We start from the raw sequence: 13,734 nt of genomic DNA on the forward strand, positions 1-13,734 counted from the left end.
TTAGACCGCGGAGATCAGCCAGCAGTTATGAATTTGACGGTTACGGGCAAAGTCCTGAGACAGCGTTTTTTGGCTGATTTCTTGTGCTTTCAGTCCCAGAGCGGTCAGGCCGTCGTGATCCATGCGGAATCCGCGTTTGTTGTTCGAGAACATAATGGTGCCGCCTTTACGCAGCAGACGTTTCAGGTCGGTCATCAGGCGCAGGTGATCGCGTTGAACATCAAAGCTATCCTCCATGCGCTTGGAGTTGGAGAAGGTCGGTGGATCGATAAAGATCAGGTCGAACTGTTCATCCGTATCACGCAGCCAGCCCAGCACATCGGCCTGCATCAGACGATGCTGGCGACCGGTTAGCCCGTTCAGGCGCAGGTTACGTTCCGCCCACTCCAGATAGGTACGGGACATATCTACCGTGGTGGTGCTACGCGCACCGCCAAGCCCTGCGTGCACGCTGGCGCTGCCGGTGTAGGAGAACAGGTTCAGGAAGTCTTTGCCTTTGCTCATCTGCCCTAACATACGACGGGCAATACGGTGGTCAAGGAACAGGCCGGTATCAAGATAGTCAGTCAGGTTAACCCACAGGCGCGCGTTATATTCGCCCACTTCGATGAAGTCGCCCTTCTCACCCATCTTCTGATACTGGTTTTTACCTTTCTGACGCTCGCGGGTTTTCAGTACCAGTTTGTTTGGCGCAATCCCCAGCACCCCGATGGTGGCGGCAATCACGTCCAGCATACGCTGGCGGGCTTTTTGCGCATCGATGGTCTTCGGTGGCGCATATTCCTGCACCACCACCCAGTCGCCGTAACGGTCGACTGCGACGTTGTATTCTGGCAAATCGGCATCATACAGGCGGTAACACTCAATACCTTCCTGCTTCGCCCATTTTTCAAATTTTTTCAGATTCTTGCGCAGACGGTTGGCGTAATCTTCCGCCACACCAGAAGGCTTGCTGTCTGCGGCTTTCTCGGCCAGATGGTAGTTTTTCTGCACGCAATCCAGCGGGCCGTTTTTCGCTTTAAACTGGCGATCGGCACGCAATTGCAGGCAGCTCAGCAGTTCTGGCGAGGCGCTAAACAGCGACAGGTTCCAGCCGCCGAAATAGTCTTTCATATTGCGGCCCAGCAGGCTGTGCAGCGCAATCAGTGCAGGTTCGCTGTCAAGACGCTCACCGTATGGCGGGTTGCTGATAACCGTACCGTACGGGCCTTTCGGCAGCGGATTGGTCAGGTTAGCAACGTCTTTCACTTCAAAGGTCACCAGGTCACCGATACCCGCGCGACGGGCGTTGCTGCGCGCACGCTCAATGACGCGGGCGTCGCTGTCCGAGCCGTAGAAATGGGAAGTGTAGTCAGCCAGGCCTTTACGCGCACGCGTCTGGGCTTCGGCCTTCACCTCTTTCCAGATTTCTTCATCGTGCTGCGCCCAACCTTTGAATCCCCAATGGCCGCGGTGCAGCCCCGGCGCACGGTCGGTTGCCAGCATCGCGGCTTCAATCAGCAGCGTACCGGAACCACACATCGGGTCGAGCAGCGGTGTGCCTGGCTGCCAGCCGGAGCGCATCACAATAGCGGCGGCCAACGTTTCTTTGATCGGTGCCATACCGGTGCGATCGCGATAGCCGCGAAGGTGCAGACCCGCCCCGCTCAGATCGAGAGAAATGCTGGCGGTATCACCATTGAGCCACACGTTGATACGCAGATCGGGATTTTCACGATCGACGTTCGGGCGTTCCTTATTTTTACGCGTGAAGCAGTCCACGATGGCGTCTTTCACGCGCAGCGCGCCGTACTGGCTGTTGCGGATCTCATCGTTCACGCCGTTGAAGTGCACCGCAAAGGTCGCATCAGGGGTGAAGATCTCTGTCCAGTCGATCATCTGTACACCGGTATAGAGGTCAAGGTCGCTGTAGACCTTGCACTCTTTCATCGGCAGCATGATGCGCGACGCCAGACGGCTCCACATCAGGCTCTGGTAAATAAGCCGTGTGTCGCCCTCAAAATGGACACCACCCTGAACTACCTGGCACTCCTGTGCGCCGAGGGCTTCCAGTTCAGTTTTTAACAGCTCTTCCAGCCCGCGGGCCGTACTGGCAAACAGAGAATTCATATCGTCACTTTTACTCATAGAAAATTGTCGCGCATTATAGCTAATATGGCGTGTATGTCATAAAGTTGAAGGCTTATTTTCATTTCAGGGAGTGTGCAGTGGCGACCTTATCCAGGCTTTTTATCCATCCGGTGAAATCGATGCGCGGCATTGGCGTTTCTCACGCGCTGGCCGACATGAGCGGATTTGCCTTCGATCGTATTTTTATGGTCACCGAGCCTGACGGTACATTTATTACTGCACGCCAGTTCCCACAAATGGTTCGTTTTACCCCTTCACCTCTGCATGACGGTTTACACCTGACCGCACCAGACGGCTCAAGCGTCGTCATCCGGTTCAGTGATTTTGCGCCTGTTGATGCCCCAACGGAAGTGTGGGGGAATCATTTTACCGCGCGTATCGCCCCGGATGAAATAAACCGCTGGCTCAGTGCTTTCTTCTCGCGTGATGTGCAGCTGCGCTGGGTCGGGCCTGAGCTGACGCGCCGGGTCAAACGCCACGACGCCGTCCCGCTCTCCTTCGCCGATGGTTTCCCGTTTTTGCTGACCAACGAAGCATCGCTTCGGGATTTGCAGAGCCGCTGCAAAGCCAGCGTCCAGATGGAGCAGTTCCGCCCAAATCTGGTTGTTACTGGTACAGAGGCCTGGGAAGAAGACACCTGGAAAGTGATCCGTATCGGAAGCGTGATTTTTGATGTGGTGAAACCCTGTAGCCGCTGCATCTTTACCACCGTTAGCCCGGAAAAAGGACAAAAACACCCGTCCGGCGAGCCGCTGAAAACTCTTCAGTCGTTCCGCACCGCGCAGGATAATGGCGATGTTGATTTCGGGCAGAACTTAATCCCGCGCTCCAGCGGTGTGATCCGCGTGGGCGATGAGGTAGAAGTTCTCGCGCGCGGGCCGGGCAAAGTATATGGCTCGGGCCAGGAAGAAGAGTTTGTTGATATCGAGATGGAACCCACTTCAGTGGTGGAGATCCAGTGGCAAGGGCAAGTCATCCGGGGCAACAACCAGCAGGTATTACTTGAACAGCTAGAACAAGCAGGAATACGTGTTCCCTACTCGTGCCGCGCCGGGATTTGCGGATGTTGTCGCATCAGGCTGGTAGAAGGTGAAGTGAGTGCACTGAAGAAAACGGCTATTGGGGATGATGGCACTATCTTGTGTTGCAGCTGTATTCCGAAAACATCAATACAGCTGAAAGCTTAAACAGCCTGCTCGAGGCTGAAGGTATCAACACGCAGTTGCGGTTTCAGCCTGTCGTTCATCACTTTAATTGCGTCACCCAACTGCATCACCCGCCCGGCGATTGTCACGCCGGGTTGTGCCAGTAAACAGAGCGCGGCATTTTCGCCAGGCTCGACCACCAGCAAACTCACCTCTTCGGCGGTATCACTCAGATTGACGCTGGCGGCGTCCCCGGTGACCGGCTCCCAGTTCATGCCATGTGCCTGAAAATGCCAGCTTTTTGGCATCTGTGGCTTCAGAAAACGGATTGCGACCAGCGCGTTTAATACCAGCTCAGCACGCTGCTCTTTAGAGAGTTCCAGGTCGCGGCATTTCTCTTCAAACGAGAAATAAAGTGCGGCATCGTCAACGCAAAAGCCTGACGGCGCGAAAGCATCAGGGGTCAGCATTCGGCGGGCAAAACGCGAACGAAACAACATACCATTGGCTAAATCGAGCATCATGCGGTCATGCTCATCGCAAAAATACCAGCGCCAGTTATCGTCAGGTTTAATTCGCATTTTTCTCTCCCGTCCCCAAACACCCTGTTCTAAAAATGTCCTGATTGTGGCTTCGTTTATAACATCAATAATAAAAGACCATAATGTTTAAATAAGCAACAATGACGGAATATAAAACAACCAGGGCTGGAAATAAAGCCCTGGTTGTCTGATAAGGGAGAAAAGATTAGATGTGAGTAACGATTTCTTTAATCAACGGCGGGCCTTTAAAAATAAAGCCAGAATAAATTTGCACGATGGTCGCGCCCGCCGCTATCTTCTCGCGTGCGGCGATGACAGAGTCGATACCGCCCACACCAATAATCGGTAGACGCCCATTTAATTCGGCAGACAAGGCACGAATAATTTCAGTGCTTTTTAATTGTACTGGACGGCCACTTAAACCACCTGCTTCGTCACAGTTTTTCATTCCCTGAACCAGAGAACGATCGAGCGTGGTATTGGTTGCAATAACACCATCAATATTATGGCGAACTAAACTGTCAGCAACCTGGATCAATTCTTCGGCAGAAAGATCCGGAGCGATCTTAACCGCGACCGGAACATATTTATGGTGGATCGCCTGCAACGCATTTTGCTTATTTTTAATGGCGCTGAGCAGATCATCAAGCGCCTCGCCATATTGTAAAGAACGCAGCCCCGGGGTATTTGGTGAAGAAATGTTCACCGCGATATAACCGGCGTAGGCATAGACTTTTTCCATACAAATCAGATAGTCATCTTTACCTTGTTCAACTGGCGTATCTTTATTTTTGCCAATATTGATACCTAATACACCGTCGAAATGCGATTTTTTGACGTTCTCAACCAGATGATCAACACCCAGGTTGTTAAAGCCCATACGGTTGATCAGCCCCTCGGCATCGACCAGGCGGAACAGGCGCGGCTTATCATTACCCGGCTGCGGGCGCGGCGTCACCGTCCCGATTTCGATGGAACCAAATCCCATCGCACCGAGGGCATCGATACACTCGCCATTTTTGTCCAGCCCGGCCGCCAGGCCCAGTGGATTCTTGAAGGTCAGTCCCATGCACTGCACAGGTTTTTCCGGCACGTTCTGACGCACCAGTGCTTCCAGTGGTGTACCGGTAATACGGCGTAATTGCTGGAATGTAAATTCATGAGCGCGCTCAGGATCGAGCTGGAAAAGGGCTTTACGAACGAAGGGGTAGTACATGAACTCTCCTGGATTCCCGGTGTGCAAACCGGGAGGGGATTATGTGCGATCCTGCCCGGAAAGGGAATTGACCTGCGGCAAAAAAATCGCGCAAAACGCAATCGTTTCCCTCGCAGCACACTTCTTATGCAGTTTATGGCTTTTAAATTGCGGATAAATCATTTAGTGGAATAACCCCTCGGTGTCACACTCCTGAAAATTGTTATGAATGTTAGATAAAAGCAAACAATTAGTTATAAGGAGCAAACATGCGCGTCATTACCCTGGCAGGAAGTCCACGTTTCCCTTCTCGTTCCAGCGCGTTACTGGAATATGCCCGCGAAAAGCTGAATAGCCTGGATATCGAAGTCTGCCACTGGAATCTGCACAACTTCGCCCCGGAAGACCTGCTTTACGCCCGCTTTGACAGCCCGGCGCTCAAAACCCTGACCGAGCAGCTCAAAGGCGCAGACGGCTTAATTGTGGCAACCCCTGTTTATAAAGCCTCTTTTTCTGGCGCCCTGAAAACGTTACTCGACCTGCTGCCTGAACGCGCGCTGGACGGCAAAGTGGTGCTGCCCCTGGCGACGGGCGGTACGGTTGCACATTTGCTGGCGGTGGATTACGCCCTGAAACCGGTACTGAGTGCGTTAAAAGCACAGGAGATCCTGCACGGCGTCTTTGCTGATGATTCGCAGGTTATCGACTATCAGCATAAACCGCACTTCACGCCGAATCTGCAAACCCGCCTGGACAGCGCGCTGGAAACTTTCTGGCAGGCCCTGCACCGCCGCGACGTTCAGGTACCTGCGTTTAACCAGCCGCAAGGAGTTGCTCATGTTTAAACATCTCACCCGCATTGGGTTGGCCGGATTACTGACCCTTTCTGCGCTGGCTCACGCGGCAGAAACCGCGCCAGAGAGCCTGCGCATTGGTTATCAGAAAGGCAGCGTCAGTATGGTTTTAGCGAAAAGCCACCAGCTGCTGGAAAAACGCTTCCCGAACACAACCTTCTCCTGGGTGGAATTCCCGGCCGGGCCACAGATGCTGGAAGCCCTTAACGTGGGCAGTATCGATCTGGGCAGTACCGGCGATATTCCGCCTATTTTCGCGCAGGCTGCCGGTGCAGACCTGGTGTATGTCGGTGTAGAGCCGCCCAAGCCAAAAGCGGAAGTGATCCTGGTGCCAGAAAATAGCGCCATTAAGAACGTTGCTGAACTTAAAGGCCATAAAGTGGCGTTCCAGAAAGGTTCCAGCTCGCACAACCTGCTGCTGCGCGCATTGCAGGAGGCCGGGCTTAAATTCACCGATATTCAACCGGTTTATCTGACTCCTGCCGATGCCCGCGCGGCCTTCCAGCAGGGCAACGTTGATGCATGGGCTATCTGGGATCCGTACTATTCAGCGGCGTTACTTCAGGGCGGCGTACGGGTGCTGAAAGACGGCAGCACGCTGAAACAGACCGGATCGTTCTATCTTGCCGCGCGTCCGTATGCGGAAAAGAACGGTGCCTTTATTCAGGGTGTTCTCGACACCTTTACTCAGGCGGATGCACTGACCCAAAGCCAGCGCCAGGAAAGTATCACGTTGCTGGCCAAAACCATGGGATTACCTGAACCGGTTATTGCCAGCTACCTGGATCACCGTCCGCCCACCACCATTACGCCTGTCGACGCACACGTGGCGGCACTCCAGCAACAAACCGCCGATCTCTTTTATCAAAACCGCCTTGTTCCAAAACAGGTGAATATCCGCGAACGCATCTGGCAACCTACAGCACAAGGAACGAAATCATGAGTCTGAATCTTTTCTGGTTTTTACCCACCCACGGTGATGGACACTATCTTGGCACAGAAGAGGGTTCCCGCCCGGTCGATCACGGTTATTTACAGCAGATAGCCCAGGCGGCAGACCGCATCGGTTTTACCGGCGTACTGATCCCTACAGGGCGCTCCTGTGAAGATGCCTGGCTGGTGGCCGCGTCGATGATCCCGGTGACCCAGCGTTTAAAATTCCTGGTCGCGCTGCGTCCGAGCGTGGTCTCTCCTACCGTGGCAGCACGTCAGGCCGCCACGCTGGACAGACTTTCCAACGGACGCGCCCTGTTTAACCTTGTGACCGGAAGCGATCCGCAGGAACTGGCAGGTGATGGCGTTTTTCTGGATCACACTGAACGTTATGAAGCCTCGGCAGAATTTACCCACGTGTGGCGACGCCTGCTGGAAGGGGATACCGTCACCTATGAAGGCAAACATGTTCACGTTCGGGATGCGAAACTCTACTTCCCGCCGGTGCAACAGCCGCGCCCGCCGCTCTATTTTGGCGGTTCATCCGACGTGGCGCAGGATCTGGCCGCCGAACAGGTTGATCTCTATTTGACCTGGGGCGAACCACCTGAACTGGTAAAAGAAAAAATAGCCCAGGTGCGCGCCAAAGCGGCGGCGCATGGTCGCAAAGTGCGTTTTGGTATTCGCCTGCACGTGATTGTGCGCGAAACGAATGCCGAAGCCTGGCAGGCGGCCGACCATCTGATCTCGCATCTGGATGAGGACACCATCGCCAGAGCGCAGGCAGCCTTTGCCAGAACGGATTCCGTGGGCCAGCAGCGGATGGCGTCATTGCATAACGGCAAGCGCGAGAATCTGGAGATTAGCCCCAATCTGTGGGCGGGTGTGGGTCTGGTTCGCGGTGGCGCTGGTACTGCGCTGGTGGGCGATGGCCCGACCGTCGCGGCACGCATCAACGAATATGCTGAGCTGGGTATCGACAGCTTTATTCTCTCTGGTTATCCGCATCTGGAAGAGGCGTACAAAGTGGGCGAACTGTTATTCCCGCATCTGGATGTCGCCATCCCGGAAATTCCACAGCCTCGTCCGCTCCAGCTTCAGGGCGAAGCGGTCGCCAATGAGTTTATTCCGCGAAAAGCCGCGCAAAGCTAAGGAGCGCCAATGTCTGTCACCGCACAAAAATGGCTGCTGCGTGCCGCCCCCTGGTTTTTGCCCATTGGCATTGTCGCTATCTGGCAACTGGCCTCGTCAACCGGCTGGCTGTCGAGCCGCATTTTGCCCTCCCCGGAGGGCGTCGTGGAAGCGTTCTGGTCACTCAGCGTGAGTGGCGAGCTATGGCAACACCTGGCTATCAGCTCCTGGCGTGCGGTGATTGGCTTTTCGATTGGCGGGAGCATTGGCCTGACGCTTGGGCTTATCAGCGGGCTGTCTCGCTGGGGTGAGCGTTTGCTGGACACCTCAATCCAAATGCTGCGTAACGTGCCGCATCTGGCGTTGATCCCGCTGGTTATTTTGTGGTTTGGCATTGATGAAAGTGCCAAGATTTTCCTTGTGGCGCTGGGGACGCTGTTCCCGATTTACATTAATACCTGGCACGGGATCCGCAATATTGATCGCGGGCTGGTGGAGATGGCGCGCAGCTACGGATTATCCGGCTTTGCCCTGTTTATCCATGTAATCCTGCCAGGCGCCCTGCCCTCCATTATGGTGGGCGTGCGCTTTGCGCTCGGCCTGATGTGGCTGACGCTGATTGTGGCGGAAACCATCTCGGCCAACTCCGGTATCGGCTACCTGGCGATGAACGCCCGTGAATTTCTTCAAACCGACGTGGTGGTCGTTGCCATCATCCTTTATGCCCTGCTCGGCAAACTTGCCGACGTCAGCGCCCAGTGGCTTGAACGTAGCTGGCTGCGCTGGAATCCGGCTTATACATCTCAGGAGGCAAACGCATGAATACCGCCAGACTGAACCAGGGAACGCCGCTGTTGCTCAACGGTGTGACGAAACGCTACGGTGAGAACACTATTCTTAACGCACTGGATCTGCATATTCCCGCTGGGCAATTTGTGGCGGTTGTGGGGCGCAGCGGCGGCGGGAAAAGTACGTTGCTACGGCTGTTAGCCGGGCTGGAAACGCCAAACGGCGGAGAGCTGTTGGCCGGAAATACCCCACTTGCCGACATTCAGGATGATACCCGGATGATGTTCCAGGACGCGCGTCTGCTGCCGTGGAAAACGGTTATCGACAACGTCGGGCTGGGTCTGAAAGGCAACTGGCGGGACGAGGCCAGACAGGCGCTGGCCGCCGTTGGGCTGGAAAATCGCGCGGGGGAGTGGCCGGCGGCATTGTCCGGCGGGCAGAAACAGCGCGTGGCGCTTGCACGGGCACTGATTCACCGCCCCGGCCTGTTGCTGCTGGATGAACCGCTCGGCGCACTGGATGCCCTGACGCGTATCGAAATGCAGGATTTGATTGTCTCTTTATGGCAGGAGCACGGATTTACGGTATTGCTGGTAACGCATGACGTCAGCGAAGCCGTGGCGATGGCTGACCGTGTGCTGCTGATAGAAGAGGGAAAAATTGGGCTGGATCTGACGGTGGATATTCCGCGCCCACGTCGCGTGGGATCGGCAAAACTGGCAGAGCTGGAAGCGGAAGTGCTGGAGCGGGTGATGAAGCGTGGGGTGAGTGAGCGGGTATTGATTAAGGCTAATGCCTGATGCCCTCACCCCGGCCCTCTCCCACGGGGAGAGGGAGAAAACACTAAAAACGGCAACCGAGGTTGCCGTTTTGCTTTTACCTGCCCACCGGGCAATTTTTTATCACGCTAAGGCTTTAGCAATCTTCTCGTAAAGATCGCCAGACAGGTTTTCCAGCCCTTTCAGCTGCTCCAGCGCGGCACGCATCTTCGCCTGACGCTTCGCATCGTAGCGTTTCAGGCGGATCAGCGGCTCAATCAGACGTGACGCCACCTGCGGGTTACGGCTGTTCAGCTCGGTCAGCATCTCAACCATAAACTGATAACCGCTGCCGTCTTCAGCGTGGAAGGCTGCCGGGTTGCTGCTGGCGAACGCACCAATCAGAGAACGGACGCGGTTCGGGTTGCTCATGGTGAATGAGCGGTGTTTCAGCAGGCTGCGTACGGTGTTCAGTGCATCTGACGCCGGGCTCGTGGACTGAAGAATGAACCATTTGTCCATCACCAGGCCATCCTGATGCCACTTATCGTCGTATTCCTGCATCAGCGCATCACGGCACGGCAGTTCTGCAGCAACGCTTGCCGCCAGGGCAGCCAGTGCATCAGTCATGTTGTCGGCGTCATGGTACTGTTTACTCACCAGCGTGTTCGCCAGTTCGACTTCACCAAAGGCCAGGTAGCGCAGGCAGGTATTACGCAGCGAACGCTTGCCAATGTCGGCATGTTCCACACGGTACTCCGCCAGTTTATTCGCGTTGTAAACCGCCAGGAATTCGTCAGCCAGTTCTGCGGCCAGCGTGCGGGTCAACGCCTCACGAACGGCCACGATCGCAATCGGATCGATAATCTCGAACAGCTCAGCAATTTCCCCTGCCGACGGTAACGTCAGAATTTCCGCTGCAAGCGCCGGGTCAATCTTCTCGTCCAGCAGAACCGCGCGGAAGGCATCGGCCACATGCACCGGCAGCGATAACGGCTGGCCCTGCTGATGGCGATTCACGTTCAGCTTGATGTAAGTTGCCAGCAAGCTTTGCGCCGCATCCCAGCGGGAGAAGTCGTTGCGCGCATGACGCATCAGGAACGTCAGCTGCTGATCGCTCCATTTATATTCCAGCTTCACCGGTGCGGAGAATTCACACAGCAGCGCCGGAACAGGCTGGAAGTAGACGTTATCGAAGATAAAGGTCTGCTCAGGCTGCGTCACATTCAGTACGGAATGCACCGGGTGACCGCCCTTCTGCAATGGGATCACTTTGCCTTCGTTGTCATACAGTTCAATGCTGAATGGAATATGCAGCGGATGCTTCTCTTCCTGCTCAGCCGTCGGCGGCGTGCGCTGGCTGATGGTCAGCGTGTACTGCTCGGTTTCCGGGTTGTAATCATCTTTAACGGTCACAATCGGCGTACCGGCCTGGCTGTACCAGCGGCGGAAATGGGACAGATCGACGTTAGAAGCATCTTCCATCGCCTGGACAAAATCGTCGCACGTGGCGGCGCTGCCGTCGTGGCGTTCGAAGTAGAGCTGCATCCCTTTCTGGAAGTTCTCTTCACCCAGCAGGGTGTGGATCATACGGATAATTTCAGAACCTTTCTCATACACCGTCAGGGTGTAGAAGTTGTTCATTTCAATCACTTTATCCGGACGAATCGGGTGCGCCATTGGGCTGGCATCTTCTGCAAATTGCAGGCCGCGCATGGTGCGCACGTTGTTGATGCGATTAACCGCGCGTGACCCCAGGTCAGAGCTGAACTCCTGATCGCGGAAGACGGTTAAGCCCTCTTTCAGGCTCAACTGGAACCAGTCGCGGCAGGTGACACGGTTACCGGTCCAGTTGTGGAAGTACTCGTGACCAATCACGCGTTCAATATCGAGATAATCTTTATCGGTTGCGGTATCGGTACGCGCCAGCACGTATTTGGAGTTAAAGATGTTCAGACCTTTATTCTCCATCGCGCCCATATTAAAGAAGTCGACGGCAACAATCATATAGATGTCGAGATCGTATTCGAGGCCAAAGCGCTCTTCGTCCCACTTCATCGAATTGATAAGCGACGTCATCGCCCACGGCGCACGGTCGAGATTACCGCGGTCAACAAACAGTTCCAGCGCCACATCGCGGCCGGAACGGGTTTTAAAGGTATCGCGCAGGACGTCGAAATCCCCCGCTACCAGCGCAAACAGGTAGCATGGTTTTGGGAACGGATCCTGCCACTGTACCCAGTGACGGCCATTTTCCAGCTCGCCTTCGCCCACACGGTTACCGTTCGAGAGCAGGAAAGGATAAAGGGTTTTATCGGCAATAATTTTGGTCGTGAAGCGCGCCAGCACGTCCGGGCGGTCCAGATACCAGGTAATGTGACGGAAACCTTCCGCTTCGCACTGCGTACACAGCGCCACGCCCGACTGGTAAAGTCCTTCCAGCGCGGTATTGGCAGCCGGGCTGATTTCATTCACGATGCGCAGCGTAAAGCGCTCCGGCAGGTTGTTAATGACCAGCTGGTTGCCTTCTTCTTTATAGTCAGTCCAGGCTTCGTCATTAATATGCAGGGATACCAGCGTCAGGTCTTCACCATCAAGACGCAGCGGTACTGCGGTCGCGCTTTGGCGCGTCACCTGGCTGACCGCCGTGACAACGGTTTTATTGGCATCCAGGTCAAAAGTCAGATCGATATCGCTAATCAGGTAATCCGGCGCACGGTAGTCGTGGCGGTATTTGGCTTGTGGCTGTTGTGTCATAGAAAACCTTATGCATCGTTTGTCGAGTAACGATTCAATATATTCCTGTTGTGTAAAACGCGCTATGCAGAATGTTCATCTTTTCAGGTGCAAAGCCCCTTTTTGCTACATTTTTATAACACGGGGCACGAAATGCCCTCGACCATAACTACAGCTTATGTTGTGATCGGGGTTCAATAAATCGCTAAACAAGGTATACTCCAGCGGTTTCTGTAGTTGTTTATTGTACTAAACGCTCCTGTGAGAGGATGCTACTGCGCACCTATGACTCAATTCGCTTCTCCTGTTCTGCATACGTTGCTGGATACCGATGCGTATAAACTGCATATGCAGCAAGCCGTTTTCCACCATTATTATGACGTCCATGTTGCGGCCGAATTTCGCTGCCGGGGCGACGACTTGCTGGGTATCTACGCAGATTCCATTCGTGAACAGGTCGATGCTATGCAGCATCTGGCTCTGCGGGACGATGAATACCAGTGGCTTGCTGGCCTTCCTTTCTTTAAAGCCGACTATCTGAACTGGCTGCGTGATTTCCGCTATAACCCGGCGCAAGTGACCGTGACCAACGATAACGGCAAGCTGAACATCCGCCTGGAAGGCCCGTGGCGCGAAGTGATTATGTGGGAAGTGCCGCTGCTGGCAGTGATCAGTGAGCTCGCTCACCGCTATCGCTCGCCCGAAACGGGCGTTGAACAAGCCGTTGCGTCGCTGGAAAACAAACTTGTTGAGTTCTCCCAATTGACCGAAGGGCTGGATATGTCCCGCTTCCGCCTGATGGATTTTGGTACGCGTCGTCGTTTCTCCCGCGAAGTGCAGCAGGCCATCGTTAAGCGTCTGCAACAGGAGTCCTGGTTCGTTGGCACCAGTAATTACGATCTGGCACGCCGCCTGAATCTGACCCCGATGGGTACGCAGGCTCACGAATGGTTCCAGGCACATCAACAAATTAGCCCGGATCTGGCCACCAGCCAGCGTGCTGCACTGGCAGCATGGCTGGAAGAGTATCCAGACCAGTTAGGGATCGCGTTGACCGACTGCATTACGATGGATGCCTTCCTGCGCGATTTTGGGCCAGAATTTGCCACGCGCTACCAGGGCTTACGCCATGATTCAGGGGATCCGGTGGAATGGGGTGAAAAGGCCATTGCCCATTACGAAAAACTGGGTATCGACCCGATGAGCAAGGTATTGGTCTTTTCCGATAACCTGGATTTAGCCAAAGCGGTCGATCTTTATCGTCATTTTTCCGCCAGGGTTAACCTGAGCTTCGGTATTGGCACCCGTTTAACCTGTGATATTCCTCAGGTGAAACCTCTGAACATTGTCATTAAACTGGTGGAATGTAACGGCAAGCCGGTAGCGAAACTCTCCGACAGCCCGGGCAAAACTATCTGTCACGACAAGGCATTTGTGCGTGCATTGCGTGAGGCCTTCGATCTGCCTCAGATCAAAAAAGCCAGTTGATTCCTCAAAAAAAAGCGCCCATCCACAGGCGCT

General features: G+C 54.7%; 11 protein-coding genes. 7 read left to right on the plus strand and 4 right to left on the minus strand.

Translation table 11 applies throughout. From position 1 onward, the window contains the following. The gene (rlmKL, locus tag F3J30_RS09400) at positions 1-2,109 is read right to left on the minus strand and encodes a bifunctional 23S rRNA (guanine(2069)-N(7))-methyltransferase RlmK/23S rRNA (guanine(2445)-N(2))-methyltransferase RlmL (protein WP_041162205.1); all 2,109 of its coding nucleotides are present in this window, start codon (positions 2,107-2,109) and stop codon (positions 1-3) included. Between the two features lie 98 nt (positions 2,110-2,207). Between rlmKL and F3J30_RS09405 the strand changes: the two genes are divergently transcribed. After that, positions 2,208-3,317 (plus strand): YcbX family protein, encoded by a 1,110-nt coding sequence (locus F3J30_RS09405; protein ID WP_166717060.1) that lies wholly within the window; start codon positions 2,208-2,210, stop codon positions 3,315-3,317. On the opposite strand, the gene zapC is transcribed toward F3J30_RS09405, so the two are convergent. Both zapC and pyrD read right to left on the minus strand, forming a co-directional pair. After that, positions 3,314-3,856: a cell division protein ZapC gene (zapC, locus tag F3J30_RS09410; RefSeq protein WP_014069616.1), complete on the minus strand. Its 543-nt coding sequence runs from the start codon at positions 3,854-3,856 to the stop codon at positions 3,314-3,316. The two genes, F3J30_RS09405 and zapC, sit on opposite strands and share 4 nt — an antisense overlap. A gap of 166 nt (positions 3,857-4,022) precedes the next feature. After that, a complete protein-coding gene (gene pyrD, locus F3J30_RS09415) occupies positions 4,023-5,033 on the minus strand; it encodes a quinone-dependent dihydroorotate dehydrogenase (protein WP_014069615.1) in 1,011 nt (336 codons plus the stop codon). A gap of 248 nt (positions 5,034-5,281) precedes the next feature. Here pyrD and ssuE point away from each other — a divergent pair, with 248 nt between their 5' ends. From ssuE to ssuB, 5 genes are read left to right on the plus strand one after another with little or no spacing between them, the layout of a single operon-like run. Beyond that, positions 5,282-5,857, plus strand: a complete 576-nt coding sequence (gene ssuE, locus F3J30_RS09420) for an NADPH-dependent FMN reductase (protein WP_014069614.1) — start codon at positions 5,282-5,284, stop codon at positions 5,855-5,857. Next, on the plus strand, positions 5,850-6,809 hold the full coding sequence (locus tag F3J30_RS09425) for a sulfonate ABC transporter substrate-binding protein (protein ID WP_166717061.1): 960 nt from the start codon (positions 5,850-5,852) through the stop codon (positions 6,807-6,809). The genes ssuE and F3J30_RS09425 overlap by 8 nt, the downstream gene beginning before the upstream one ends. Next, positions 6,806-7,951, plus strand: a complete 1,146-nt coding sequence (ssuD, locus tag F3J30_RS09430) for an FMNH2-dependent alkanesulfonate monooxygenase (RefSeq protein ID WP_166717062.1) — start codon at positions 6,806-6,808, stop codon at positions 7,949-7,951. The genes F3J30_RS09425 and ssuD overlap by 4 nt, the downstream gene beginning before the upstream one ends. A gap of 9 nt (positions 7,952-7,960) precedes the next feature. After that, positions 7,961-8,752, plus strand: coding sequence for an aliphatic sulfonate ABC transporter permease SsuC (gene ssuC / locus F3J30_RS09435; RefSeq protein WP_166717063.1), 792 nt, complete (start codon positions 7,961-7,963; stop codon positions 8,750-8,752). Next, positions 8,749-9,519 carry an aliphatic sulfonates ABC transporter ATP-binding protein gene (gene ssuB, locus F3J30_RS09440; RefSeq protein ID WP_166717064.1) on the plus strand — a complete coding sequence of 257 codons (771 nt, stop codon included), beginning with the start codon at positions 8,749-8,751 and terminating at the stop codon, positions 9,517-9,519. Before ssuC ends, ssuB begins: the two co-directional genes overlap by 4 nt. 102 nt (positions 9,520-9,621) lie before the next feature. Here ssuB and pepN read toward each other — a convergent pair whose 3' ends face one another. Continuing rightward, positions 9,622-12,234: an aminopeptidase N gene (gene pepN / locus F3J30_RS09445; protein WP_166717065.1), complete on the minus strand. Its 2,613-nt coding sequence runs from the start codon at positions 12,232-12,234 to the stop codon at positions 9,622-9,624. A 264-nt stretch (positions 12,235-12,498) separates the two neighbouring features. On the opposite strand from pepN, the gene pncB reads away from it, so the two are divergent. Beyond that, on the plus strand, positions 12,499-13,701 hold the full coding sequence (gene pncB / locus F3J30_RS09450) for a nicotinate phosphoribosyltransferase (RefSeq protein WP_014069608.1): 1,203 nt from the start codon (positions 12,499-12,501) through the stop codon (positions 13,699-13,701). Positions 13,702-13,734 lie beyond the last annotated feature (33 nt).

It is taken from the genome of Enterobacter sp. Tr-810, assembly GCF_011752765.1.
Classification (GTDB): Bacteria; Pseudomonadota; Gammaproteobacteria; order Enterobacterales; family Enterobacteriaceae; genus Enterobacter; species Enterobacter soli.